The organism is Micromonospora sp. NPDC049645, from assembly GCF_040675155.1.
Lineage (GTDB): Bacteria > Actinomycetota > Actinomycetes > Mycobacteriales > Micromonosporaceae > Micromonospora.
Map to the genome: position 1 here is coordinate 1 of NZ_JBFAOI010000023.1, position 25,577 is coordinate 25,577.

The window sequence follows — 25,577 nt, forward strand, 5'->3', positions numbered from 1 at the left end:
ACTGCGGGGGGGGGTCCCCCAAACACCCCCCCCCCCCCCCCCCCCCCCCCCCCCCGCGGGGGGCCCCCCCCCCCCCCCCCCCCCGGGGGGGGGCGGGGGGGGGCCGGCCCCCCCGGCCCCACCTCGCCGCCGTCAGGGGCGGGGCTGCCCGGTGAGGTGGGTCAGCGAGCGGGCGACCAGGTCGTCGCGGGCCGCTGGAGGCAGCCCTTCCAACCCGAAGCCCAGATACACCGTGTCCCCGGTGACCACCACCGAGCCCTCCTCGAACGCCTGCTGGCTGCGCGACCAGTCGTTGGCGTTGCCGCCGGAGCCGGCCGGAGGCCCGGCCACCGTCCAGCCGCCCAGGTCGGCGGACTCGAACGAGGTCTCCGCAACCGTCGACCCGTCGACCACGACCCGGGCGTCGTCCAGGAAGACGCCGAGGCCCTGGGTGCTCCAGTCCGAGGCGTACGTGATCGACACCTCGACCTGCTTGCCGGCGTACGGGGTCAGGTCGACGACGAACTCCTTCCAGCCGCTCGACGTCCCGGTCGCCGCGTTCCAGCTTCCGGTGCTTCCGGCGGGGGAGCAGCCGGCGCCCTGGTAGTGGGCGATGAACGGGTGCAACTCGTCCCAACCCGACGCGCAGCTCTCCCCGGTGACCGTGCTGGTCTTGCCGTTGACGTCCGGCAGGGTCGTCCAGTCGTCGCTGCCCACCTGGTGCGCCTCGACGAAGAGGAAGTCCCAGTTCTGCTCGATCTCGTACGAGGTGAAGAAGCGCAGCTCACCGCTTGTCGCCCCGATGAGATCGACGGTGCGGGTGAGCCGCTTGTACGACTCGTCGGCCTGCCCGCTGTGCAGGTACCACTCACCCGTACGGGGGTCGAACGGCGCGCCGCCCGGTCGGGTCCAGCCCACCGGCGCGGAGCTGGCGAACTGCGGGAACTCGTCCGGCGGCAGGAAACTCGACGTGGTCAGGAACGACGCGGTGTGCCCCTGGTTCTGCGCCGAACCGGCCGCGTTGAGCTGCCCTTCGAAACCGGTGAACGCGCCGTCGTCTCCGGCGACCGGGAACGGCTCTCCCTCCGGCGCGGTGCCGCCGTCACTGACGTAGGTGTGCGCCCCCAACCAGTACTGCTGAAAGTCGTTCAGCAGCGGCAGACACGTGGGGTCGTCGGCGTTCGTGCACTCCGGCGGCGCGTCCGGGTGGTAGACGTACGAGCCGTTGGCGCCCTGGGCGAACAACGCGTACTGCCCGCTGACCAGGAGCTTGCCGCCCTCGTTCAGGTAGTCCCGGACGGCCAACTCGGTGTCCAGCGCGGCCTTGGCCGCCGTGCCGGCGACCTGGCCGGGGGAGCGCATGATCACGTCGTCGCCGGTCTCCCACACCACGGCCTTGTAGTGCGACAGCACCCCGAGCGGGTGCGGCGCCTTGCGGCCCATCGCGTCGAAGTCGTACACGTCGCTGCTGCGCCCGGTGGCGCTCAGCGACGCCGCGACCTCGTCGGCGTACTTCGCGGTGGTGCCGGTCTGCGCCGGGCTGAGGCCGGTGACGTCCTCCACCGCGAGGACCAGCACATCGCCGCCGACGTCGTTGTGCACCCGATAGGTGAAGTGTTCGCTGGCCACCACCCCGGCACGCGGTTTGTTCCCGGTGAACCAGACCTCCACCCGGTCGCCCGGCTTCGTGCCCTGGACCGTGCCGCGTAGCTCGGCGTAGTAGTCGTCGTGGGTGCCGCCGTACCGCTCACCGCCGCGCCACTCGCGGACCGCCACGGTCTTCGGCCGCCCACCGTTGACCGTGTAGTGCATCTTCACGTTCTTCAGCGCCCGCCGGGTGATCGCGGCGACCTGCTGGGTGCGGCCGTACGAGGTGTCGAAGGAGTCCACCACGAAGTCCGGAGTGCTCCGTCCGACCACCGAGACCGGCTCGTCCGGGTCCGCCGCCGACTTCGCCACCGCCAGCGCGAACGGCAGGTTCTTGCCCACCTCGGCGGCGATGAGCGCCTCGTCGTCGGGGAAGATGAAGCCACTGACGCAGTCCTCCGGGCGCCACTCGTCGTCGGGATCGACGGCGGAGGCGGCCTCGCAGGTGGACATCTCCGGGGTGAAGCCCAGCGTGCCGTACTTGACCGTGGCGTGGCTGTCGGTGTCGCCGTTGGTGGTGTACAGCTCGGCCGAGATGTCCGGGTCGTAGCCGGGCACCGCCGGGTGCGCGTCGTCACCGGCCATCGCCTTGTAGATCTCGTCGTCGGGGGTGGGTGTGCTCACCTGCCAGCCGAGGCCGTACAGCAGCAGTTCGGCCGCCGAGTGGTAGTTGACGAAGAACTCGAACCCGACCCGCTTGAAGAGCCGGTCCAGTGCCGTGGTCTCCGGCTCGGAGTTGGGGGTGGGGCCGCGGTAGGTCTCGCTGCTCGGCTCGGGCGACGAGCCCTCGTTGTCGTAGCCCCACTTGTAGCTGAAGTTGCGGTTGAGGTCCACGCCGTCGCCGGAGGTGATCTGTCCGTCCCCGTTGTTGTCCCGCAGGTTCTTGCGCCACAGCCGGTTACCCGGGGTGAAGGTGAAGTCGTAGCCGTCCGGGTTCGCCACCGGCAGGAACCACAGCTCGGTGGTGTCCAACAGACGGGTGATCTCCGGGTTGGTGCCGTAGCTGTCCAGCACGTGGTGCATCAACCGGCGGGTCATCTCCGGCGTGATCCACTCGCGGGCGTGCTGCGCGCCGGCGTAGAGCACGGCGGGCCGCTTGCCGTCCGCGACGGTCCGCGCGTTCTTGGTGACCTTCACGGCCAGGATCGGCTGACCCTGCTGGGTACGACCGATCGTCTCCACCTTGGTCAGCTTGGGATAACGGGCCGCGGTGGCGTTCAGCTCGTCGCGCAGACCGCCCGGCTCCCCATAGGGCCGGAACGCCGTCCAGCCCGCCGCCGCCTGCTCCCGCAGCGCCTGCGACGCGTCCTTGCCGCGCACCTTCTTCACCGACAACGGGACGCCCTGGTCGGTCAGCCGCTTCGCCTGCCGACGGCTGAGCACCGTCTCGACTGTCGTCTCGCCGGTCGAGTCCGTCTTCGCATCGTGGCCGAGGTCGACCCCTGCCGCGCGTAGCTGGTCCCGCTGCTTCGCGTCGACCGTGCCGACGTACACCTCCAGACCGTCGCGGGCGCCCGGTTCGGACGGTGGCTTCGCGCCCGCCGGCGGGGTTAACGCCAGTGCGCCGAGCAGGGTGACCACGCTGGCGATCGCCAGTCGTCTCGGTCTCATCGCGCCTCCTTGGGGGTGAAGGACCTGTAGGCGCGAGCTTTCGGTGTGGACTGATCGCTGTCAATCGGTCGATGGGCGGGTCGTTGCTGCCCGTGTCGATGCCGGAGCCAGCTGTGACAGGTGGCGGGTCGTGGGGGGAGGCCCCGTCAGCTCGCGCCGGGGCCGACGCGGGCAGTGCGTCGACCCCGGTTGCGACGGCGTCAGCGTGCCAGCGGAATCCCGGTGCGCCGGTCGAAGAGCGGATCGGGCCGTATGCCGCACAGCCGGGCGAGCTGGTCGACGACCTTGGCTGGCTCGTCGAACGGGTCCAGTCCACTGACCTCGAGAGGGTCCAGGACGGGGACCGTCACGTGCGAGATCAGCGGGTGCAGCGGCCGGTGGTCGGCCTCTCCCTGACCGAGCAGGTCCTCGTGCAGCTTCTCGCCGGGGCGCAGCCCGGTGTAGACGATCGGGACCGGGCTGGCCGCCTGCTCCACCATCCGGCGGGCGAGATCGTCGATCCGGACCGGCTCGCCCATGTCCAGCACCAGGGCCTCCCCGTCGCGGCCGATCGCGGCGGCCTGCAGGACCAGGTGCACCGCCTCCTGCACGGTCATCAGGTACCGCGTCACGTGCGGGTCGGTGACGGTCAGCGGCTGCCGCGCCTCGATCTGCCGCTGGAAGGCGGTCACCACCGAGCCCCGGCTGCTCAGGACGTTGCCGAAGCGGACGCTCAGGAAGGTGCCCGGGTAGGTCGCCGCCGCGTGCGCGGTCAGCATCTCGGTGATGCGCTTCGAGTAGCCGAGCACGCTGATCGGGTCGGCGGCCTTGTCGGTGGAGATGTTGACGAAGCGGGCGACGTCCCGGCAGGCGTCCAGGACGGTGAGCGTTCCCCAGACGTTGGTCTTGACCGCCTCGCCCGGGTGACGTTCCAGCAGGGTCAGATGCTTCAGCGCTGCGGCGTGGAAGACGATCTCGGGACGGCGCTCCCGCATGATGCGCCGGACACCCTCGTCGTCACGCAGGTCGGCGAGGATGAGTTCCGGACCGTCCAACAGTGCCCGCCCGGTGAGCGACATCTGGAGGCTGTGCAGGGCCGACTCGTCCCGGTCCAGCATCATCAGCTCACCGGGGTTGGCGCGCATGATCTGCCGGCACAGCTCCGAGCCGATCGAGCCCCCGGCGCCGGTGACCAGAATGCGTCGACCGGTGAGGCCGTTGTCGTCAAGGGTCAGGTCGCCGACCACCTGGCGTCGGCCGAGCAGGTCACTGATCTGGACGTCCCGCACGTCGCTGACCGTGATCCGGTGGTCCACCAACTCGCGGACCGGTGGCAGGACCTTGAACGCCGCGCCGGTGCGCAGGGTCGCCTCCCGAACCTCACGGATCAGCGTGGCGTCGGCGTTGGCCACCGCGAAGATCACCGTCGTGGCGCCGGTGCGGCGGATCACGTCGACGAGGTGCTGCCGACCGCCCAGCACCGGCACGCCGGCGATACGCAGGTCGTGTTTGCCCGGGTCGTCGTCGAGCGCGCCGACCGGCAGGTAACGGCCCTTCGGGTCGCTGAGCATCGCGCGTACCAGCCCCTGCCCGGCCTCGCCGAGACCGAAGAGCAGCACCGGGGTCGCCGAACGGGCGTCCGGTCGCATCGCCCGGTCCCGCCGGTGCCGGTGCAGCAGACGGGAGCTGAGCATCAGCAGCAACGCCAACGCGGCACCGATCACGGGCGTGCTCGCCGGCACCGGGCGCTCGCCCAGCGCGAGGAGGGCGACGAGGACCACCGCCGCCGTGGTGGCGGTGGTCCCGGCGAGACCACGGACCTCCTCGACGGTGCCGAGGGGTTGGCGACCGGAACGAATCCGGCGCAGCGCGCTGACGCCGACGTGCAGCACGGCGGCCCCGCCGCCGAGCAGCACCGCGTTGACCGCCTGGTCGATGGTGAGCGCCAGCTCGTACCTCGCCCAGCCGGCGACCGTGAACCCGCCCACCCAGCCGAGGGCGTCGGCGGCCAGAAAGATGGCGGTCCGACGACGACTCACCCGGGCACGTCCCGTGACTGTTGATGTCGTTGGCTCAACCCGTGGTATTTCCGGCGGCATCTACGACTCCCTGTCCTGTCCGTGGCCGGCGTTGACCCAGGGCAGGTCAGGGGGCCACGCACGTCCCCTAACTGCTTAGCGGAATATCGTCCTCCGAATCCGGTTTTCACGTTTCTATGGCCGGTTGTCTGATTTAGTGTCGCGACAGGGGACGCAGGTTGAGTGCTCGGCACGGCCCTACGCGCAACGACCACGTACGCAAGGGCGTTTCGCCCGGTCGATTGGTTCGTTGGGCCAGGAGCGACCAACCAACTCCCAAAGGGGCGTGCGCGATGACCTGGCCCGGGGCTGCCCTCGACCCCGGCGGGGCGACCCGTGGACCCGGGGCGCGGCCGGATCGGCCAACCGGGGACGGGGCGTCGGGCACCCACCGGGATCTCGTCGGTCGGCTGTTGCGCTGCTACCCGGTGACCGTCGTCGTGCTCGCCCCGTACGCGCTGCTCATCCTGCCGATGGCGATCTTCTACCGGAACCCGGAGACGGGTTTCATCGTCTCCCTGGTCGGGCTCGCGTTGCTGGGCAGCGTCGCCGTGGAGACGGTCGGCCGGTTGTTCGGTCGCCCCGACCCGCGGTGGCGCGAGGGGTTCCGGCGGGCCTACGCCCGGTATCCCTGGCTCTACCCGATCGCCATCGTGGTCACGCTGACCAGCATCACCGCGAGCGTGCTCGGGGCGTACCTCGGTCGGGGCAGCATCGTCAACCAGGTCTCCGGTGACCTCTCCGACGGGCCGCTCGCGGTGGTGAGCACGCTCTTCTCGGGGTGGCGGGCGCTGGGGTTCGCGTTGCTGGTGGCCAGCCACCTCAGCGGTCGGCTGTCGCGGGTGCGGTTGTACGGCTGGCTGGCCGTCCTCGTCGGCGCGGAGGTCTGCGTCGCCGTGCTGACCGCTGTCACCGCGCCGCTGGTCGCGCTGGTGTTCTTCATGGCTGCCACCGGGGCACTCTGCGGCGTCTTCCGGCTGCGGTATCTGGCGCTCTGTGCGGTGGTGCTCTTCGTCGCGTGGCCGGCGGTGTTCGAGCACCGCAACAGCCTGCGGCAGGACCGCGGCATCGCGGTGGACACCCAGCTCACCGCCGCCGACCGGTTGCGGCTGGACAACCAGCTCACCGTCGTGGCGGGCATCGACGTCCCCGTCGACCTGGGCCAGCCCGGGCTCACCGACTACCTGCGATACGGGCTGGTGCCCCGGGTGCTGGATCCGGACCGGCCGGCGCTCTCCACCGGGCAGCAGATCAACCAGTACATCGGTGGTGGTCCGACGTCGGCCTTCACCTTCCTGCTGCTGGGCAACATCTGGTTCTTCGACGGCCCGACCGGAGTGGTCGCCGTGAACGCCTTCTGGGCCGCGGTGGCGGCGGTGCTGCTGCGCTGGCGCGGCCCGCCCGGTCCGGTCCGGCTGAGCCTCTTCTGCCTGGTCCTCTTCGACCCGCTGCTCTGGTCCAACACGTACCCGGACTCGACCATCAGCTTTCTGCAACATGTGGTGGCGGCGATGCCGGTCTTCGTCCTCTTGGCGCTCACCCGCCGCCCCCTGCACGGGGCCCGCAAACGCCCGGACCCTGGTCGGTCGCCCACGGTCCCGGGCGCGCGCCGGTGACCGTACGGACCGGCCGGCACACGCTACGCCGGGCCGCTGCCCCGGCCGGGCCACGGACCGGCCGGCGTGCCCTGCTCGCGCTGATCGTCGGCGGGCTCTCCAGCGGTGGCAACCTGTTGCTGGCGATCACCGTGACCCGACTGGAGTCGGTCACCGGGCTGGGCCAGTTCGCGCTGGCGTTCTCGTTCTACATCGTCGGCTCCGGTCTGGTGCGCAGCACGGTGACCGACAGCGTGCTGGCCACCGGGGTCGGGGCCGTCGCGTCGGCCGCCCGGCGGGCGATCCTGCTCGGCGCGGTCGTCGGCACGCTGATCTGCGCGGCGGGCGTGGCGTACGGCTCGCCCTACCTGCTGTTCGTGGGCCTCGCCCTGCCCGGGTTGGTGCTCTACGACTACACCAAGGCGGTCGCCGTCGGCATCGGCGCTCCCTCGGCGGCGATGGTCCAGGAGATCGCCTGGGCGGTGCTCTCCGCGTGTGCCGCGCTGGCCGGCCTGCTCCGGGTGATCGACGTGCCGTACGTCTTCGCGCTGTGGGCCGGCGGCGGCGCGCTGATCGGCCTGGTCGCCGCGGCCCGGCGCGGGTACGCCCTGGTGCCCGGCTGGCGCGTGGGGCGAGCCGAGACCCGCGTCGCGGCCGGATTCGGCGCGCAGTTCCTGCTGACCACCGGCTCGGCGCAGCTCGCGCTGACCGCGGTGGCGCTGGTCGCCGGCACGGCGGTGGTCGGGGCGTTGAGCGCCGGACGCACGCTGCTGGGGCCGGTCAACCTGGTGCTGTCGACCGCCGCCACGCTGATCCTGCCGCAGCTGGCCCGCACCCGCGCCGAGTCCCGTGCGGTGCGGACGCGGACCGCCGTCCGGCTCGCGCTGCTGGTGGCCGCCGCCGTCCTGCCGCTGACCGTGGCGGTCGCCCTGCTGCCGAACGCGGTCGGTGCGGAACTGCTCGGCGCCAACTGGAGCCACGCGCGGAGTTTGCTGGTGCTGCTCGCACTGGAGAGCCTGCTCGCCGTGCCGGCCACCATCGGTTTCGCCGGGCTGCGGCTCGAGCAGGCGAGTCGCCGGGCGATCGTACTCGGTGCGCTGCTCGGCGGGCTCCGCGTGCCGACGGTCGTCGCCGGGGCGGTCCTGTTCGGCGCGCCTGGAGCGGCCGGCGCGCTGGTCGTGTTGGCGCTGCTCAGCGCCCTCGCGTGGGGTGGCAGTTACCTCCTGCTGCTGCGCGACCGAGCGGCGGACCGTCCGCCGGCGGTCCAACCGGTCCAACCGGTCTGACCGGTCCAACCGGTCTGACCGTTGGCCCGCGCCGGTCACGCCGGCGCGGGCCCCGGGGGAGTCAGCCGATGGACGCCAGGGCGGCGCGGACGCGCTCCACCACGGCCTTGACCGCCGGTTCGCCCAGGTCGGCGTACGTGGGCAGGTTGATGCCACGCCGACTCAGATCGTCGGTCACCGGACAGTCCGCGCCCGGATCATGGTGCGCGGGCAGGTCCGGGATCGGCACGAAGAACGGACGGGTCTCCACGCCGAGCCGGGCGAGCGCGCGGGCCAGTGCGTCCCGGGACGTGGCGTCCCCCTCGGCCCCGACGAGGAAGGCCGCCATCCAGGGCGCGCGGCGGACTCCGGCGGCCACCGGCTGCGCCGACAGTGCCGGCTCGTCGGCCAACTGCTCCTCGTACCCGGCGATCACCCGGTCCCGGAGGGCGATGATCTCGTCCGCCCGGTCCAGTTGGGCGCAGAGCACCGCGGCGCACAGGTTCGTCATCCGGTAGTTGTAGCCCAGCACCGGGAAGTAGTAGCGCCGTTGCGGATCCATGCCCTGGTTGCGGAGCAGGCGCATCCGGTCGGCCAGGGCCGCGTCCGAGGTGGTCACGCAACCGCCCTCGCCGGAGGTGAGCACCTTGTTGCCGAAGAACGAGAAGGTCGTGACGTCGGCCAGCGAGCCGGTGGGCCGCCCGTCGAGGGTGGCGCCGAACGACTCGGCCGCGTCGGCGACCAGGAGCAGGCCGTGCCGGTCGCAGAGATCGCGCAGGGCGGTGTAGTCGGCCGGGTGCCCGTACAGGTCGACGGCGATGACCGCCCGGGTACGTGGACCGATCGCGGCGCGTACCGCGGCCGGGTCGACGCACCAGCTCTCCGGCAGGACGTCCACGCAGACGGCACGCGCCCCGCAGTACGCGACGGCGTTGGCCGTGGCCACGTAGGTCAACGCCGGTACGATCACCTCGTCCCCCGGCCCGACGCCGGCCGCCGCGAGGACCAGGTGCAGCGCGACCGTGCCGTTGCTGGTCGTCAGCGCGGTGTCGGCGGCGCAGCGTTCGGCGAAACGCTCCTCGAAGTCCCGCAGGTACGGGCCCTGCGACGAGATCCACCCGCTGCGCAGGGCGTCGACCACGTACCGCTCCTCCAGGCTGGAGAGGCTCGGCCGGGCCACCGGATAGGTGTCGTCGGCGATATTCATGATCCATCCCCTCCGGCGGCGACCGCGTCGTTCGCCTCGGTGACGAACGGGGACCGCGGCACCGGACCCGATCCACCCTTCGCCGCCCAGCGCAGGACGTCCAGGTAGTCACGGCCGGTGGCCGCCCAGGTGCGGCCGGCCAGTCGTGCGTTCGCCCGCCGGGAGGCGGCGGCGTAACGCTCCCGGTCGTCCAACAGTTGCCGTACCGCGTCGGCGAGGGATCGCGGATCCCGGGCCCGGAAGACCGCCGCCTCGGCGCGGTTGAACTCCAGCTGGTCGCGCAGCGGCTCGACGTCGGCGCAGGCGACCGGGAGACCCCAGGTGAACGCCTCCAGCATCGCGCCGCTGGCCGCCTCCCAGAGCGAGGGTACGACCACCGCGTCCGCCCGGGCGTAGATGGCGTTCAACTCGTCCAGGCTGACGAAACCAGGGAACGACACCCGTCCGCGCAGGTCGGGTAGTGCCGCGCGGGCGAGTAGCCGGCTCGCCTCGGGCTCGACCAACGGCCCCGGGCAGATCAGGCGGCAGTGGGGCAGTAGCGCCATCGCCTCCAGCAGGGTCGCGTGGTTCTTGTGCTCGGCGGTGGACGACGGGTAGACCAGCAACCCCGGCTCCGGCCGCGGCTGCGCGCGATCCGGTGCCGGTTGGAACGCCGGGGTCGGGATGAGTACGGTCCGCTCCGCAGCCTCCGGGAAGAGGCGCAGCGTCTCCCGGTACGGGTGGGGCCAGGTGACCACGATCGCCGCCGCGCGGGCCACGTTCTCCCGGATCACCGCCGCATAGCCGGGGGCGTGGAAGTCGGCCCGCAGGTGACGCGTGTCGTGCAGGACGACGACCGAGGTGCCGGACCCGATCGGGGCGCCGTGCACCGGAGACAGGGTGACGTCGGTGTCGCTGTGCCGCACGACGGAGCGTTGCCGGACCGCGTTGACGGCGGTGCGGACGGTGCGGGAGTTGCGCATCACCCGTGGCGTCCAACGTCGCAGCAGTTGGCCGGTGGGGTTGTCGGAGCGCAGCGGCTGCGCCACCTCGGTCCAGTCGATCCGTGCGTCGGGCACCTGGTCCCGCCACTGGGCCAGCGTGCCACGCAGGACGTTCACCCGCAGGTCGCAGGTGTCGTCGGCGGCCATGCCGGTCAGCAAGCCGTAGGTGAAGGCTTCGAGCCCCGCGGCGTGACCGGGACGGATGGGTGCGGCGTCGACCGCGACCCTCACCGGTCCACCCGGACCAGTCGCCCCATCCGCTCGTCCTCGAGCAGCTGCCGGTCGGCGTCGACCATGATCCGGACGAGGTCGCTGAAGAGCGTCTTCGGTGCCCAACCCAGGGTGCGTCGAGCCTTCGAGTAGTCGCCGATGAGGGCATCGACCTCCGCGGGACGGAAGTAGGCGGGGTCCAGCTCCACGTAGCGCTGCCAGTCCAGCCCGACCCGGTCGAAGGCGGCCTCGACGAACTCGCGCACGGTGTGACCCTCGCCGGTGGCGACCACGTAGTCGTCCGGGGAGTCCTGTTGCAGGGCCAGCCACATCGCCTCGACGTACTCCGGCGCGTAGCCCCAGTCTCGAACGGCGTCCAGGTTGCCCAGGTAGAGCTTGTCCTGGATACCGGCCTCGATCCTGGCCACCGCACGGGTGATCTTGCGGGTCACGAAGTTCTCGCCCCGGCGCGGGCTCTCGTGGTTGAACAGGATGCCGTTGGCGCAGAACATGTTCCAGGACTCGCGGTAGTTCACCGCCGACCAGTAGGCGTACACCTTGGCGCACGCGTACGGGCTGCGCGGGTGGAACGGGGTCTCCTCGCGCTGCGGGGGCGGGGTCGAGCCGAACATCTCCGACGAGGACGCCTGGTAGAACCGGCAACCGACGTCGGCGGACCGGGCCGCCTCCATCATGCGCAGCGCGCCGAGCCCGGTGACGTCGGCGGTGTAACCGGGAATGTCGAAGGACACCCGGACATGACTCTGCGCGCCCAGGTTGTAGATCTCGTGTGGGCGGATGTCCCGAATCAGCGCGGTCAGCGAGGCCGGGTCGGAAAGGTCGCTGTAGTGCAGGAAGAGGCGGGCGTCGCCGCTGCGCGGATGGACGTCGACGTGGTCGATCCGTTCGGTGTTGAAAGTGGACGCCCGCCGTTTGATGCCGTGCACCGTGTATCCCTTGTCGAGCAGGAACTCCGACAGGTAACTGCCGTCCTGACCGGTGATGCCGGATATGAGTGCCACTCGTGACATGAAGTCCCTCTCCTGCTGGGCCAATTTTCCCCGCGGGTTCCTTATATCGCTCTCGGGCCCGCCGCTCCTGAGGTTTCATGTATCCGGCGGAATTTATTCCGCGCGGCCGATCGAGAAAAGAGCTTCAGTCACGGATCGCGTCTCCGATCGTTGGGTGAATCGATCCTGTGGCACGAGCGAGGAGCGAGGATGGCCGGCGATCCCACCCCCGCGGCGGACACCCGAGAACGACCCGCGACGGTCGACGAGAACAAATTCCGCGTCCTTGTCACCGCCGGCTATTTCGCTCCCGGTTGGCGTGCCGGAGGGCCGGTCCGGTCCATTTCCGAAGTGCTCGCCCTGGCCAGTGACGACATTGAGACGTCCCTGCTCACCCGAGACCGCGACCTCGGTTGCCGCGACCCCTATCCGGGGCTCTCCGGTCGCTGGTCCCGGGTCGGCCGGACGAATGTCTTCTACCTCGGAGTGCGTCGGCCGGGGCACTGGCGCGCGCTCTGGCGCTCACTGCGCGCCGGCCGCTTCGACCTTCTGTACGTCAACAGCGTCTGGTCGACGTTCTCGATCCTGCCGATGGCCGCGGCCCGGCTCGGTCTGCTGCGGGTGAGTCGCATCCTGGTCGCCCCCCGGGGCGAGTTCGGCGCCGCCGCCCTCCGGGTGCACCGACTCCGTAAGCGGATCTTCCTGACCGCCTGGCGGTGGATGCTGCTCGACCGTCGGGTGCTGTGGCACGCCACCACACCGGTCGAGGCCACCGACATCCAGCGGGTGCTGCCCCGGGCGCGGATCGGTGTCGTCGCGGTCAGCCGCGGGCCCGAGCCGGAGGGAGCGCCGGTCGAGCTGCCCGCGACCCACCACGCACGGCTGGTCTTCATCGGGCGGATCTCCCCCATGAAGAACCTCGACCTCGTGTTGGCCGCGCTCGCCTTCGTGCCGGTGCCGGTACGACTGGACATCTACGGCCCGGTGGAGGACCAGTCGTACTGGCGGCGCTGCCGGGAACACCTGGCCGAGCTGCCCGACCGGGTCACCGTCAGCTACCGGGGTGAGCTGGCCCCCGAGCAGGTCCGCCCGACCTTCTCCCGGTACGACGCGTTCGTGCTACCGACCCGGGGGGAGAACTACGGCAACGCGATCGCCGAGAGCCTGTCGGCCTGCTGTCCGGTGCTCTGCTCCGACCGGACACCCTGGACGGCCGTACTGCGCGACGGTGGCGGGCTGGTCCTTCCCGAGCTGACCGCGACGGCACTGGGCGTGCTGGTCACGCAGGTGGCGACCGCCACCCCCGAGCAGCGGCACGCGGCCCGCGTCGAGGCAGGGGCCGCCTACCGCCGTTGGCGCGCCAGTCGAGCGCCGATCAGCGTGCTCGACCAGGCGTGGCGGGTGATCCGCGACCCGGGATACCGGGTGCCTCCGCAGGGGCGGACGCCGTGACCCGTGGTCAAACCCGTCCACCACGTCCCGCCCGCCGGGCCGAATCCGCACATCTGCCACCAGGAGGCGTCAAGTGACCCGCGTGATGACCGTCGTCGGAACCAGACCGGAGATCATCCGGCTGGCCCGGGTGATCGACGCCCTCGACCGGACCGTGGACCACACGTTGGTGCACACCGGGCAGAACTGGGATCCCTCGCTGTCCGATGTCTTCTTCAGCGAGCTGGGTGTCCGCGCGCCGGACCTCTTCCTGCGGGCCGACACCCAGTCACTCGGTAGCCTCCTCAGCGCGGTCCTGGTCGGTACCGAGAGGGCGATCGCCGAGCTGCGCCCGGACGCGCTGCTGGTCCTCGGTGACACCAACAGCGCGATCTCGGCCCTGATGGCCCGGCGGATGAACGTGCCGGTGTACCACATGGAGGCCGGCAACCGATGCTTCGACCTGAACGTGCCGGAGGAGACCAACCGGTGCATGGTCGACCACGTCGCCGACTTCAACCTGGTCTACTCCGAGCACGCCCGGCGCAACCTGCTCGCCGAGGGGTTGCACCCGCGCCGGATCCTGCACACCGGCTCGCCGATGCGCGAGGTGCTCGACCACTACCGGTCGCAGATCGAGCGATCCACCGTGTTGGCCCAACTCGCCCTCGAACCGGGCGGCTACTTCGTCGTCAGCGCGCACCGGCAGGAGAACGTCGACCACCCGGACCGGCTCCGTCGACTGTTGGAGTGCCTGCGGGCCGTACGCGACGAGTGGCGGCTGCCGTTGCTGGTCTCCACGCATCCACGTACCCGCAAGAGGCTGGAGGCGCTCGCGGGCGACGGCCTGCACCTCGACGGCGTGACCTTCCACGAGCCGTTCGGCTTCTTCGACTACGTGACCCTGCAACGGCACGCCCGGTGCACCCTCTCCGACAGCGGGACCGTCAGCGAGGAGGCGGCGATTCTCGGCTTCCCGGCGGTGACCCTGCGCGAGTCCATCGAGCGTCCCGAGGCACTGGACAGCGGAGCGATCGTGATGACCGGCCTGGAGCCCGACGGGGTCGTGGAGGCCATCCGGGTGGTGGTGGCGCAGGTGGCCGACGGCTCCGTCGCCTGCCCGCTCGACTACCAGGTCCCCGACACGTCACGCCGGGTGGTCGACTTCATCCTGTCGACCGTGCGCCGCCATCACGACTGGGCGGGCATCCGCCGGTGACCGGCCGGCCGGCCGCGCCGGCACACCCGTGACCACGACGCCCGGGGCGACATCACGGGTCACGCAGGCACCGGCGCCCACGGTGGCGTCCCGGCCGACGGTCAGCTTCGGCAGGACCGCCGCCGTGGTGCCCACCAGGACGCCTTCCTCCAGTCGGCAGTAGCCGGAGACCGCGGCGAGCGGGTTGATCGAGACGTAGTCGCCGAGCACGCTGTCGTGCCCCACCGTGCAGTTCTGGTTGAGGTGCACGTGCCGTCCCAACAGCACGTTCGTCGTCACTCGGGCACCACCGGCGGCGAACAACCCCTGCTGGTAGACACAGTCGGGGCCGATCTCCGCAGCCGGATGCACCACTGTGGCCGCCGGTAGGCCGTACCGGGCGATGGTCTGGTCGGTCTCCCGGCGCAACCTCGGATGCCCGACGCCGAGCACCACGTGGGTGCTCGGCGGTTGGGCGGCCATCCACCGGGTCGGGCCGAGGAAGGCGGCGCCGAGGCGGTGTACCAGCTCGACGTGGGGCTCGGTCGGGTAGTCGTCGACGAAACCGAGAACCCGCCAGGGCGGCTCACCCTCCGCAGTGGTGTTCAACAGCCGAATAACCTGATATACCTCACGGCCCATCCCACCCGTGCCTACGATCACTACGTCGGTCGTCAACCGCGGCTCCCCTCGGCTACGGAGAACGCTGGCCGCTCTCCGTCATCTGAACCGGTTACCGGTGCCGGTGGTGACGGGTGGGTGCCGGCGATGGTGACGGTCGGACACCCGTGGCCGCGAACGCGCGGGCTCCCCCAGTGCCGGTCGTCACCTGCGAGCCGCTCCCGGCGCCTCCTCCCGGGTGCTCTCGTCAACCCTCGCGCGACCCCGGTGCCGGTGTGCCCGTGCCGACGCCGGGACAGCAGTCTGGAAGGTGAGCCGAAGGTGAACGAGCTGGCAAGCACGCGTCTCCCCGGCAGCGCCGGGACACCGAGGGGGACGGCGCGATCCGCGACCACGTCGGGCTACCGGGTGCTCGCCACCGCTCGTGTGTTCGAACCGGGCTTCCGGGGCGGCGGGCCGATCCGCTCCCTGCGGTTCATCCTGGACACCCTGCCGGACGACCTCGACGTCACGCTGGTCACCGGAGACCGGGACCTTTCCTCGCCCACACCCTACCCGGGGTTGTCCGGGCAGCTGGTGCGCCGCGACGACCGGTGCGCCGTCTTCTACCTCGGACCGTTCGCCCTGCGGCACTGGGTCCGGCTGGCGCGGCACATCCGCTCCCGCCCGGTGGATCTGATCTACGTCAACAGCCTCTGGTCGCTCTTCTCGGTGCTGCCGATCCTGGCCGTGGCGCTGCGGCTGGTGCGGGTCCGCGCGATCATGCTGGCCCCGCGCGGCGAGCTGTCGCCGGGCGCACTCGCCATCAAGGCGCGCAAGAAGCGTCTGTTCCTGGCGGTCTGGGCCCCGCTGCTGCGTCGGCTCGACGTGCGCTGGCAGGCGTGCAGCCGACTGGAGGAGGAGCAGATCCGCGCGAACGTGCCCTGGGCGCAGATCATGGTGAACGGCAACGAGTGCCCGATCCCGGAGCGTCCGGCCCCTCCGGTCGTCGTGCACGACGGGCCGCTGCGGTTGGTGTTCGTCGGTCGGATCTCCCCGATGAAGAACCTCACCAGGGCGTTGGAGGCGGTCGGCGGCGCCACCCGACCGCTGGAGTTCGACATCTACGGCCCGCGGGAGGACGCCCAGTACTGGGCGTGCTGCCGACGCCTCATCGACGCGATGCCCGACCATGTGCGGGTCCGCTACCGGGGCGAGCTCGGGGCGCACGAGGTGATGGCCACCTTCAGTCGCTACGACGCCTTCCTCTTTCCGACGCTCGGCGAGAACTACGGGCACGTCATCCTGGAAAGCCTGGCGTCCGGTTGCCCGGTGGTCTGCTCCGACGCGACGCCGTTCAGCGACCTGATCGCCGCCGGCGGGGGAGCGGTGGTCCGACCCGCGACGGCTGCCGCGCTGAGCGAGACCCTCGACCGGCTGGCCGACCGGTCGGCCGGGGAGCGCGCCGAGGCGAAGGAGATCGCCGGCCGGCGCTACCGACTCTGGCGACAGCAGGTCCGGGAACTCAACGTGCTGGACCACGCCCGGCGGTTCTGCGCCTGAACCGGCGGCCCGAACCGGTCGGACCCTGAGCCGGCTGGCCGTGATCGCGTCACTCGGGCTGGAACTGCGTCGTTGCAATGGCTGGGCCCGCGTGGGCGGGTCCGCCACCCCGACCGGCCCGACCAGCGAGGACAGCACGTGCCCAGACGCGTTCGTACGATGGTCCGACGAGTCCGGGACCACCTGGCCGCCACCCGCGACCCCGAGGCGTTCGCGCGGTCCCTCGGGGTGAACCTGACCGGACGGGTCAGGTTCTACGGGATCAGCCGGGCGATGTTCGGCTCGGAGCCGTGGCTGATCACCATCGGCAACAACGTCTACATCACCTCCGAGGTGCAGTTCGTCACCCACGACGGCGGCACCCTGATCCTGCGCAAGGACCACCCCGACCTGGACTGGACCGCGCCGATCACGATCGGCGACGACGTCTACATCGGGATGCGGTCGATGATCCTGGCCGGCGTCACCATCGGGAACCGGTGCGTCATCGGGGCGGGCTCGATCGTCACGCGCGACATCCCGGACAACACGGTGGCGGCCGGTGTCCCGGCGCGACCGCTGCGGACCACCGACGAGTACCTCGCACGGTTGCAGGCCAAGTCGCTGGGCATCGGGCACCTTCCCGTCCCAGAGAAGCACGCCGCGATGAAGAGGATCTACGGGGTGACCACCGTCTGAGCCGTGCGCCGGCTCAGGCCCGTCGGTACGCGACCCGTGGTGGCGGCAGTTGGTGGACGCCGGAGATGGTGATCGCCCCCAACGCCCCGGTCGTCCCGGTCACCTCGTAACCGAACCGGTCCCCGGTCATCGCCGCCGAGCTGGTGCCGAGGTTCAGGGTGGTGGCGGCGCCGGCGTCGCTGGCCCGCAACGCGGGCGCGGTGCCGTCGCTCGTCTGCCACACGTGCCCGTACCAGTGCCAGCCGGCGGGCAGCACCACGGGAACGGCGAGCACCGACTCCTGGACCCCGACGGACGTGACGGTGACGCCGCCGAAGTCGGCGATCGGGCCGAGCACGGCCGGACGGCCGGTCGCTGGATCGTGGGCGTACACGCCGTGCCGCAGCAGCCCGGTACCCGCCTCGGTGACCTCGACGCACACCCGGTCGACCGGGGTGGGCTCCGCCAGGTACACCGGGTGCAACAGGAGTGACTGGTAGGTGCCGGCGTAGCTGACGCTCTGCGTCCGGCCGGCGAGCGGGAGGAAGTAACTGCCACGAGGGCTGGTCGCCCCGGGCAGCGGCCCCACCCGGGACGGACCGGGCACCGCGCGCCACATCCCGTACCCGGTGGGGACCGTCATGCCGTACGAGATCCCCGCGACGGCGACCCGGTCCGGCACGGTGAGGTTCGTCGGGCCCGCCGGGACCAGCAGCCGGTGGAACAGCTGCGGCGCGGCCATCTGGGTCTGGGCGACCGCGTCGACCCGCTCGATCAGCACGAAGTCGTGGGTGGAGTCCGACACGACGATCTCGGTGGCGGCCGAGGGCGGGGCGAGGTAGCGCCGGTAGGCGGTGCCGGTCACCGATTCGCCGGCCTCGAGGGTGCGGCCCCACACCAGCTGCGGGTAGTTCTTCTTCAGGCTGGCGCTGATGAACCACCCCTTGGCCGTGGTGCGCCGAGCCCGGATCTCGGGCATACCGTCGGCGACCGGCAGCAATCCGACGGCGATGCCCCACTGCTGGACCTGGCCGCTGTCGACCACCCACTGCGTCATGCTGCTCGCCGGCAACAGCGGGTTCGTGAGCGTCGCCGGGGTGATGTCGGTGAGGGCCGCCAGCGTGTCGATGTTCGCCCACACCGACCAGTTCAGGCCGCCGGCCGTACCCACGTTCGGCATGAACTGCCGGCGGGTGCCGCCGGCCACCGGGGTCAGCGGATGGCACTGGGTGACCCCGGCGTTCAGGGTGAAGCGCTCCAGCGCGGCCACCGTCTGCCCGACCAGCAGGCCGCCCTGCGACCAGCGGTACACGTTCGAGACGCGGCACAGGGACGGGATCCGCGACATGATCGTGGCGATGGGCGTGCCGACGTTGGCGCGGGCGGTGTCGATCATCCCCTGGTAGGACGGGATCAGGTAGGACTCCCGGATCGTCAGTTCCTGGCCGGTGGACCGGCCGTCCGGCACCGGTCGTCCGTCCAGCTCGACCGTCACCGTGTGGGAGTGGGTGGCCGGGCGGATCTGCACGTCGGGCGTCAGACCGGTGATCGGCACGGTGGCCGTGTGGATGGCCCCCGAGAGGTGGGTGAGCGGCGCGGCCGGCTTCACCCGGTCGCCCTGCGCGATGCCGTCCACGATCGTGTACGGGTTGCCGAACAGCAGGCTGTCCGCGTTGGTGATGGCCAGCAGGGTGAAGGTGCGCGTTCCGTCGGTCCACTGCGAGCCCACGTCGGCCGTCGTCTTGCCGTGGTTGGTGACGACGATCTGGTTGCCGACGTTGTAGCCGTGGTTGCCGCCGACGTACGACCAGCCGGTGTTGATCGGGCAGTTGTCGTCGGAGGTGTCGTGGATCTTCGTGCCGACGGCGGACATGACCGGCCACACCTGGGCGTCGGTCGCGGTCGAGGGCACCAGGGTGACCTGGGGAAGACCCGAGTGCCACATGCCGACCATCGCCTCGGCGTACGCGAGGTTGGCGGGCATGACCAGGTCACGGGTGCCGTCGAAGCGCGACCTGACGGACATCAGGGCGTTGGACCGGTAGACGATCAGCTCGGGCACGGTCGCACCTCCCACCGCGAGCGCACGCACGACGACCCCACTGTCCCCCGTCGGGGCGAGGCTGGCCGCTCTCGGTCACCACCCGGACAGGGTGAATTTGCCGTCGTCGCCGTCACGCCGCCCGCGCTCAGTCGATGAACAGGTGTTCTGGCGTAAACGGGGGGTTTCATGCGCGTTCTGATCACCGGCGGAGCCGGTTTCATCGGGTCCAACCTGGCCCGCGCCGCGGTGGCCGAGCCCACCGTCGGGGAGGTCACCGTCCTCGACGACCTCTCGGTCGGGCTGCGGGCCAACCTCGACGGTCTGGACGTCGAGCTGATCGAGGGCTCGATCCTGGAACCGGCCGCACTGGACGCGGCGATGGCGGGCCGCGAGGCGGTGGTCCACCTGGCCGCGTTGCCCAGCGTCCCCCGCTCGCTGAGTGACCCGGTGGCCTCCCACCACGCCAACGCGACCGGCACGCTCATGGTGCTGGAGGCGGCCCGCCGCCACGACGTCGGGCACGTCCTGGTCGCGTCCTCCTCGTCGGTGTACGGCATGAACCCGGCGCTGCCCAAGACCGAACTGACCTGGACCCGCCCGATGAGCCCGTACGCGGCCAGCAAGCTCGCCACCGAGGCGTACGCCCTGGCCCACCAGGCGTCGTTCGGGCTGCCGACGTTGGCCTTCCGTTTCTTCAACGTGTTCGGCCCGGGGCAGCGGCACGACCACGCGTACGCCGCCGTCATTCCCCGTTTCGTGCACGCCGCGCTGCGCGACGAACCCGTCGTGGTGCACGGCGACGGGACGCAGTCGCGCGACTTCACCTACGTCGGCACGGTCTGCGATGTCATCCTCGACGCGCTACGTCGCCGGGTCCACCATCCCCAGCCGGTCAACCTCGCCTTCGGGGCCCGGGCCAGCCTGTTGCGGGTCCTCGACGAGCTGGAGTGGTTGTGCGGGCGGCCGATCGCCCGTGCGTACGCGCCGCCACGCACCGGCGACGTCGCGCACTCCCTGGCCGACAACGCCACCCTGCGGCACCTGTTCCCGGACGTCGCACCGGTGCCCCGCGCGGAGGGGCTGCGCGCGACCGTCGAGTGGATGGCCGGGCGGTTGGACGCCGAGCCTGCCGTAGCCGCCGCGCTGCGGTGACCCGGGCAGCGAGTCGGGCCGTACCCGAGCCGGCGGCCTCGGTGGCGGCGGTGCCGGCCGCCGGGCCGCCCGCCGGCACCACGGTCGCGCCCGCCCCGCCTGTCCCGGCGGCGTCGAAGGATCGGGACCGCACCGTCACGGTGGGCATCGCCGCCGCGATGGTGGCGAAGGGGATCGGCCTGGCCGCGCCCCTGGTCATCACCCCGGCCTGCTTCCGGTACCTCGGCGACCAACGGTACGGCCTGTGGATGGCGGTCACCGCCCTCACCGGGATGGCGTGGTTCGCGGATCTGGGGCTGGGCAACGGTTTGCTCACCCGACTGAGTCACCTGACCGACGACGCCCGGCAACAGGCCCGGGAGGTGTCCAGCGCGTTCGCCACCCTCGGGGTGGTCGCGGCGGCGCTGCTGGTGGGTCTCGTGCTGGTCGTCCCCGTGCTGCCCTGGGCCGCGTTGTTCAACGTCACCGACCCGGGTGTCGCCGCGGAGGCGTCCGCGCTGGTCCTGCTCTGCTTCGGTGCCTTCCTGGTCAACATTCCACTCTCGTTGATCCAACGGATCCAGTACGCCCGTGGCCAGGTGGTGCAGAGCAACATCTGGCAGTCGGCCGGGGCGCTGGCGGCGATGGCGGCCGTGCTGGGCGCCATCGCCGCCGGGTGGAGACCACTGACGGTCGTCGCCTGCGCGGTGCTGGCCGTGCCGGCGACCAACCTGCTCAACTGCGTCACCTACTTCTGGTTGCAGGACCGCGGGCGGCGGCCGGGCCCGAAACTCGTGCACCGGGCCACCGCCGTCGGTCTGCTCCGGCTGGGCCTGCGGTTCTTCGTGCTCACCGCGATGTCGGCGGTCGCGCTGAACGTGGACAGCCCGCTGGTCGCGAACGTCCTCGGGGCCACCACGGCGGCGCACTACGCGGTCGTGGGGAAGTTGTTCGGCGTCCTCTCGATCTTCGTCGGGCTGGTCGGCATGACGGTCTGGCCGATCAACGGGGCCGCCCTGGCCCGGGGCGAGGTGGCCTGGGTGCGTCGCAACACCCGGCGCATGGTGCTGCTCTACGGGTTGATCGTGGGGACGGTCGGGGCCGTCCTGGTCGGCTACGGCCACCGGCTGATCGACCTCTGGGTCGGTGGCATCGACCGGACGGAGATCCCGGTCACGGTCCTGATCGGGTTGGCGATCTGGTCCCTGCTGATCGCGGTCGCCTCCCCGCTGATCCTGGTGCAGAACAGCATCGGGCTGCTCCGCCCGCAGTTCGTCGGCTGGGCCACGTTCCTGCTGCTGGCGACCGCGCTCAAGGTCTGGGCGCTGCGGCGGTTCGGGCTCGCCGGCCTACCGGCGGCGGCCTGCGTCGCGTACCTGCTCACCATGTGGCCGGCCGTGCTGGTCGGCTACCGGCGGGCGATCACCCGGGCAGAGCCGACGTGAGCGGCGAGTGCCGGGTGCTGCGGGTGGTCGGTGAGTTGAACTTCGGCGGCACCGAGATGCGCACGGCCGAGTTGCTGCCCCGGTTGTCCGCCGCCGGCGTACGGGTGCATCTGGTGACGCTCGACGACCGGGTCGGTCCCGGCCCGCTGGCCGGCGTGGTCGCCCGACACGGCGGTTCGATCCACCCGATACCGCTCGACCTGCGCTTCGTCACCCGCTTCCTGCGGCTGCTGCGGCGGCTGCGGCCGGACGTGGTGCACGTCGACTGCGCCAACTTCTCCGGGGTACTGCTCGCCCTCGCCGCCCTGTGCGGCGTACGCGGGCGGGTCGCGCACTTCCGGGGGGACGACAACCAGCACCGCAACCTGCGCCGACGGGTCTACCGGTGGATCTGCAAGCGGCTGCTGCGGGCCACCGCCACCGACATCCTCGGCGTCTCGCCCAGCTCGCTCACCTTCGCCTACGACCCGCGCTGGCGCGACGACCCCCGCTGCCAGGTGGTCCTCAACGGGCTCGACCTGGACCGGCTGCGCCGCCCCGCCCAGGACGACCTGCGGGAGTTGATCGGCGCCCGCCCGGGTGAGCTGGTCTGCGTGAGCGTCGGTCGGGCGTCGCCGGAGAAGCGGCGGTGGCTCCTGCCGCCGATCCTCGCCGCCCTGCGCGCCCGGGGAGTGCAGGCCCACGCCGTCCTCATCGGACCGGGCGACGACACGGACGACGAACGTGTCCGGGTGGCGGCTGCCGCCGCGGGTCTCGCCGAGCGGGTGCACCTGTTGGGTCCGCGCGACGACGTGGGTGGGCTGCTGAGCCAGGCCGACGTGGTGGTCCACCCCTCCTGCCTGGAAGGGCTGCCCGGGGGCGTGCTGGAGCCGGTCGCGTTGGGTGTCGGCACGGTGGCCGCCGACCTGCCGGGAGTGCGGTTCATCGCCGAGCACCTGCCCGGGGTGTCCATCGTCGACACCGATGCCGCGCCGCAGGCGTGGGCCAGCGCGGTGTGCGCGGCGGCGTCGTACACCGGGCAGACCTCGGCCTCGACGGCGGCCGAGCGGTTCGCGCGCAGCGTCTTCGCGATCGACACGGCGGCCACCACCCACCTGACGATCTACCGGCGGGCGTCGGCCCACCCGTACCACCCGGGGCCACCAGGATCCGGAGCTGGCCGCGAGGCTGCTCGAAACGGGGAGAGAGATGGACGACCAGACAACGGTGCTCACCCGGCGACCACGGCCGGACGCGGAGTCGACCGGGCGGGCTGACCAGCCGCGTCCGCTGCTCGTGGGCGCGTACGCCTTCCCGCACGGGGACGCCACCTCCAACCGCCTGCTGCAACTCGCCCGCAGCGCCGCGCCCGACGGCGGGCGCACGCTCGTCGTCAACGACTGGCCCTGCGAGGTGGCCTTCCCGGCCGGGCAGCCCGGCCCGGCCGGCATCGACCTGATCACCATGCGGATCCGGGGTCGGCACCACCTCACCCGCATGTCGGCCCGGCTGGCCCGACCGCTGCGGGTGCTGCGGGCCGTCCGTCGCGCCGGCGTGCAGCGCGGTCAGGTGAGCGTCGTGCTGCTGCCGATGGCGCTGATGACCCTCGGCAACTGGGCGACCCTGCGCCTCACCCTGCGGTGCCCGGTGGTGGTGGACGCCAGCGAGCGCCACGACCGGCGGCAGTTCCGGCGGGGCTGGCTCACCCCGTACTTCGTCCGGCATCGTTGGTCCACGTTCCTGGCGACCCGACTCGTCGACCGGGCCACGGCGGTCTCCACCACGCTTGCCGAGTACCTGGCCGGACACGGCATGGAGGTGCTGGTGGTGCCGCCGCAGGTGGACTGCGACGAGTTCCGGGCGCCGCAACCGCCCCCGATCAGCGACGGCCTGCGGCTGCTCTACGCGGGCACCCCCGGGCGCAAGGACATGCTCGACGTGATCCTGCGCGGGATCAGCCAGCTCGCCCCGGAGCACCAGCGGCGGGTCAGCCTCACCATCGCCGGCGTCAGCCGGGAGGCCGCCACCGCCCACTCGGACCTGGACGTCGCGGTGCTCGACGCGGTCTCGGCCGACGTGCGGTTCCTCGGCCGCGTTCCGCGCGAGGCCGTGCTGGCCCTGCTGGCGCAGTCGCACTTCTCGATGCTGGTCCGCCCCACCGGCGGGTACGCGGCCAACGGCTTTCCGTCCAAGGTGCCGGAGAGCCTCGCCGCCGGCTGCCCGGTGCTGCTCAACCACACCAGCGACCTGGCCGCCTACGTACACGACGGGGTCGAGGGGTTGGTGCTCGACGGAAACAGGCCGGACGACGTCCGGTTGGCGATCGAGCGGGCGTTGCGGCTACGGGACGAGGAGTGGACGGCGATGAGCCGGGCGGCCCGGTCGCGGGCCCGGGAATCCTTCGACCACCGCGCCTGGCGGGAGCGGGTGAGCGCCTTCGTGACGGCGGGCCGGGGCGACTGAGCCGTTCAGCGCGACAGCGTGGCGGGCCGGCGCGGCGCGCCGTTCTCGACCACGCCGGCCCGCTGCTGACGCGGCTCCGCGTGCGGCCGGTCGGCGCGGGCGGCGTCCCGACCGGCGCGGTCCCGCTTCCTCGGCAGGTGCAGCAGCGCGGCGGCGACCACCGTCCAGAACACGTACGGGTAGGTCTGGCCGGTGCCGAACATCGCCGACTCGGTGACCTGGATCAGCAGGCCGGTGACGACGAGCCAGACGAGACCCGCGTCGGCCCGGCGCACCGGGGCCCGCAGCGCGACCCGCCCGGCGGCCATCAGCAGCACGAGCAACGGCAGGACGGCGGCGAGGCCCAACTCCAGCAGCAACTGCAGGTAGCTGTTGTGCACCACGCTGACACCGGTGGTGCCGAAGAAGTCGTCGGCGCTGGCCAACTCGAACAGGTGGTTACGCGACGCGTACCCGAAGCCCAGCGTCGGGCGGTTCTGCCACCACAGGTCGATGGTCGCCTGCCACATCTGGGTCCGGCCGTTGGACAGGTCGCCGCCGGTGGGGTCGGTGAAGCGCAGGACGAACTGTCGCATCCAGGGCGCCGCGAAGATGGCGGGCAGCAGGTTGAGCAGCTGCGCCACCAGCAGCAGGGCGGCCACCCCCGCGGCCAGCCGGACCATCCGGCCGAGCCCGTAGCGCAGCACGAGCCAGAGCGCGCCGACGAGCACGGCGATCAGCGCGGTGCGGGACTGGGACAGCAGGAGGCTGGCGGCGGCCGGCACCATGCCGAGCAGTGCGGCGTGCCGCCGGGACTGCCGGTAGACCGCCCAGCCCAACGGGATGGTCAGGGCGCAGACGATGCCCAGCATGTTCGGGTTGTTGTAGAGGCCCTGGAAGCGCGTGACGCTGGAGGTCGCGGCGACGAGCGTGCCGTCGGCGAACCCGATGCCGAGGCTGATCACGATGGACGCGCTGAGGACCAGGTACACCACGCGCAGGTCGGCCATCATGACACTGCGATCGGGCCAGCGACGCCGAATGAGTACGTGCACCAGGGCAGCCAGCAACAGCAGCGCGACGCCCCGCTGGAGGGTCTCCATCGGAACCACCGACCAGGCGAAGCTCAGCGTGGCGAGACCGGCCATCACCCACAGCGCGGCGACGAACACCCGGCTCCACGGGTCGGTGTGCGTTGGTGTCCGCCCCGGTAGGCAGAGCCCCCAGAGGACCAGGCCGGCGACCGCCGCGTACCGGGGGTAGAAGCTGGCCTCGACCAGGGCCGGCACGTTGGACGAGGCGCAGACCAGAAGCCCCATGGTCAGGGCCAACATCCACCGCCAGCCGTCCACCCGCCGGCTGAGGGCGAGCAGGAGCACCAGCGCCACCACCCCGGTCGCTACCAACGGCACGTTGATGGCGGCGATGGTGGTGACCACCACGAGACACGTCGCGCCGACGAGCAGGCCCAGTTGGCCCATCCGGTTTCCCACGTGATGTCCTTTGAAATCCGGCCGCAGGCG

The 25,577-nt window shown here is 71.6% G+C and carries 18 protein-coding genes; 10 read left to right on the plus strand and 8 right to left on the minus strand.

Annotation, left to right across the window (positions count from 1 at the left end; genetic code table 11):
- Positions 1-132: 132 nt before the first annotated feature.
- Both AB0J33_RS29455 and AB0J33_RS29460 read right to left on the minus strand, forming a co-directional pair.
- Entirely contained in the window at positions 133-3,237 is a 3,105-nt protein-coding gene (locus tag AB0J33_RS29455) for a M14 family zinc carboxypeptidase (protein WP_363618097.1), read from the minus strand.
- A 200-nt stretch (positions 3,238-3,437) separates the two neighbouring features.
- Positions 3,438-5,315: a nucleoside-diphosphate sugar epimerase/dehydratase gene (locus tag AB0J33_RS29460; RefSeq protein WP_363618099.1), complete on the minus strand. Its 1,878-nt coding sequence runs from the start codon at positions 5,313-5,315 to the stop codon at positions 3,438-3,440.
- A gap of 272 nt (positions 5,316-5,587) precedes the next feature.
- On the opposite strand from AB0J33_RS29460, the gene AB0J33_RS29465 reads away from it, so the two are divergent.
- The gene (locus AB0J33_RS29465) at positions 5,588-6,910 is read left to right on the plus strand and encodes a hypothetical protein (protein WP_363618101.1); all 1,323 of its coding nucleotides are present in this window, start codon (positions 5,588-5,590) and stop codon (positions 6,908-6,910) included.
- On the plus strand, positions 6,907-8,175 hold the full coding sequence (locus tag AB0J33_RS29470; protein ID WP_363618103.1) for a hypothetical protein: 1,269 nt from the start codon (positions 6,907-6,909) through the stop codon (positions 8,173-8,175). The genes AB0J33_RS29465 and AB0J33_RS29470 overlap by 4 nt, the downstream gene beginning before the upstream one ends.
- 61 nt (positions 8,176-8,236) lie before the next feature.
- Here AB0J33_RS29470 and AB0J33_RS29475 read toward each other — a convergent pair whose 3' ends face one another.
- The 3 genes from AB0J33_RS29475 to gmd are packed head-to-tail and all read right to left on the minus strand — an operon-like array spanning position 8,237 to position 11,585.
- Positions 8,237-9,361 carry a DegT/DnrJ/EryC1/StrS family aminotransferase gene (locus tag AB0J33_RS29475; RefSeq protein ID WP_363618105.1) on the minus strand — a complete coding sequence of 375 codons (1,125 nt, stop codon included), beginning with the start codon at positions 9,359-9,361 and terminating at the stop codon, positions 8,237-8,239.
- Positions 9,358-10,575, minus strand: coding sequence for a glycosyltransferase (locus AB0J33_RS29480; RefSeq protein ID WP_363618107.1), 1,218 nt, complete (start codon positions 10,573-10,575; stop codon positions 9,358-9,360). Before AB0J33_RS29480 ends, AB0J33_RS29475 begins: the two co-directional genes overlap by 4 nt.
- Positions 10,572-11,585 (minus strand): GDP-mannose 4,6-dehydratase, encoded by a 1,014-nt coding sequence (gmd, locus tag AB0J33_RS29485; RefSeq protein ID WP_363618109.1) that lies wholly within the window; start codon positions 11,583-11,585, stop codon positions 10,572-10,574. The genes AB0J33_RS29480 and gmd overlap by 4 nt, the downstream gene beginning before the upstream one ends.
- Positions 11,586-11,774: 189 nt before the next feature.
- On the opposite strand from gmd, the gene AB0J33_RS29490 reads away from it, so the two are divergent.
- Positions 11,775-13,016 (plus strand): glycosyltransferase, encoded by a 1,242-nt coding sequence (locus tag AB0J33_RS29490; RefSeq protein ID WP_363618111.1) that lies wholly within the window; start codon positions 11,775-11,777, stop codon positions 13,014-13,016.
- 73 nt (positions 13,017-13,089) lie between these two features.
- On the plus strand, positions 13,090-14,214 hold the full coding sequence (wecB, locus tag AB0J33_RS29495; RefSeq protein ID WP_363618113.1) for a UDP-N-acetylglucosamine 2-epimerase (non-hydrolyzing): 1,125 nt from the start codon (positions 13,090-13,092) through the stop codon (positions 14,212-14,214).
- Here wecB and AB0J33_RS29500 read toward each other — a convergent pair.
- Entirely contained in the window at positions 14,143-14,856 is a 714-nt protein-coding gene (locus tag AB0J33_RS29500) for an acetyltransferase (protein WP_363618153.1), read from the minus strand. The genes wecB and AB0J33_RS29500 overlap by 72 nt on opposite strands.
- A 279-nt stretch (positions 14,857-15,135) precedes the next feature.
- On the opposite strand from AB0J33_RS29500, the gene AB0J33_RS29505 reads away from it, so the two are divergent.
- Together AB0J33_RS29505 and AB0J33_RS29510 are read left to right on the plus strand one after the other, a co-directional pair.
- Positions 15,136-16,356: a glycosyltransferase family 4 protein gene (locus AB0J33_RS29505; RefSeq protein WP_363618115.1), complete on the plus strand. Its 1,221-nt coding sequence runs from the start codon at positions 15,136-15,138 to the stop codon at positions 16,354-16,356.
- 159 nt (positions 16,357-16,515) lie between these two features.
- Entirely contained in the window at positions 16,516-17,034 is a 519-nt protein-coding gene (locus AB0J33_RS29510) for an acyltransferase (RefSeq protein WP_363618117.1), read from the plus strand.
- A 13-nt stretch (positions 17,035-17,047) separates the two neighbouring features.
- Here the strand turns inward: AB0J33_RS29510 and AB0J33_RS29515 are convergent, their stop codons facing one another.
- Complete coding sequence (locus AB0J33_RS29515) at positions 17,048-19,075, minus strand: hypothetical protein (RefSeq protein WP_363618119.1); 2,028 nt, start codon at positions 19,073-19,075, stop codon at positions 17,048-17,050.
- Positions 19,076-19,243: 168 nt separating this feature from the next.
- On the opposite strand from AB0J33_RS29515, the gene AB0J33_RS29520 reads away from it, so the two are divergent.
- Genes AB0J33_RS29520 through AB0J33_RS29535 form a run of 4 tightly spaced genes read left to right on the plus strand, consistent with a single transcriptional unit; the run spans position 19,244 to position 24,075 of the window.
- Positions 19,244-20,209 (plus strand): NAD-dependent epimerase/dehydratase family protein, encoded by a 966-nt coding sequence (locus tag AB0J33_RS29520; RefSeq protein ID WP_363618121.1) that lies wholly within the window; start codon positions 19,244-19,246, stop codon positions 20,207-20,209.
- A complete protein-coding gene (locus AB0J33_RS29525; protein ID WP_363618123.1) occupies positions 20,206-21,633 on the plus strand; it encodes an oligosaccharide flippase family protein in 1,428 nt (475 codons plus the stop codon). Before AB0J33_RS29520 ends, AB0J33_RS29525 begins: the two co-directional genes overlap by 4 nt.
- Entirely contained in the window at positions 21,630-22,889 is a 1,260-nt protein-coding gene (locus AB0J33_RS29530) for a glycosyltransferase (protein WP_363618125.1), read from the plus strand. The genes AB0J33_RS29525 and AB0J33_RS29530 overlap by 4 nt, the downstream gene beginning before the upstream one ends.
- Positions 22,822-24,075, plus strand: coding sequence for a glycosyltransferase (locus AB0J33_RS29535; protein ID WP_363618127.1), 1,254 nt, complete (start codon positions 22,822-22,824; stop codon positions 24,073-24,075). Before AB0J33_RS29530 ends, AB0J33_RS29535 begins: the two co-directional genes overlap by 68 nt.
- Before the next feature lie 5 nt (positions 24,076-24,080).
- Here AB0J33_RS29535 and AB0J33_RS29540 read toward each other — a convergent pair whose 3' ends face one another.
- Positions 24,081-25,547, minus strand: coding sequence for an O-antigen ligase family protein (locus tag AB0J33_RS29540; RefSeq protein WP_363618129.1), 1,467 nt, complete (start codon positions 25,545-25,547; stop codon positions 24,081-24,083).
- Positions 25,548-25,577: the final 30 nt, after the last annotated feature.

Bases quoted from the DNA above. Each gene is read 5' to 3' on its own strand.
- AB0J33_RS29490 (WP_363618111.1), top strand. From the start codon at position 11,775: ATGGCCGGCGATCCCACCCCCGCGGCGGACACCCGAGAACGACCCGCG.
- AB0J33_RS29520 (WP_363618121.1), top strand. From the start codon at position 19,244: ATGCGCGTTCTGATCACCGGCGGAGCCGGTTTCATCGGGTCCAACCTG.
- AB0J33_RS29460 (WP_363618099.1), bottom strand. From the start codon at position 5,315: ATGCCGCCGGAAATACCACGGGTTGAGCCAACGACATCAACAGTCACG.
- AB0J33_RS29465 (WP_363618101.1), top strand. From the start codon at position 5,588: ATGACCTGGCCCGGGGCTGCCCTCGACCCCGGCGGGGCGACCCGTGGA.
- gmd (WP_363618109.1), bottom strand. From the start codon at position 11,585: ATGTCACGAGTGGCACTCATATCCGGCATCACCGGTCAGGACGGCAGT.
- AB0J33_RS29475 (WP_363618105.1), bottom strand. From the start codon at position 9,361: ATGAATATCGCCGACGACACCTATCCGGTGGCCCGGCCGAGCCTCTCC.
- AB0J33_RS29455 (WP_363618097.1), bottom strand. From the start codon at position 3,237: ATGAGACCGAGACGACTGGCGATCGCCAGCGTGGTCACCCTGCTCGGC.
- AB0J33_RS29535 (WP_363618127.1), top strand. From the start codon at position 22,822: ATGGACGACCAGACAACGGTGCTCACCCGGCGACCACGGCCGGACGCG.
- AB0J33_RS29510 (WP_363618117.1), top strand. From the start codon at position 16,516: ATGGTCCGACGAGTCCGGGACCACCTGGCCGCCACCCGCGACCCCGAG.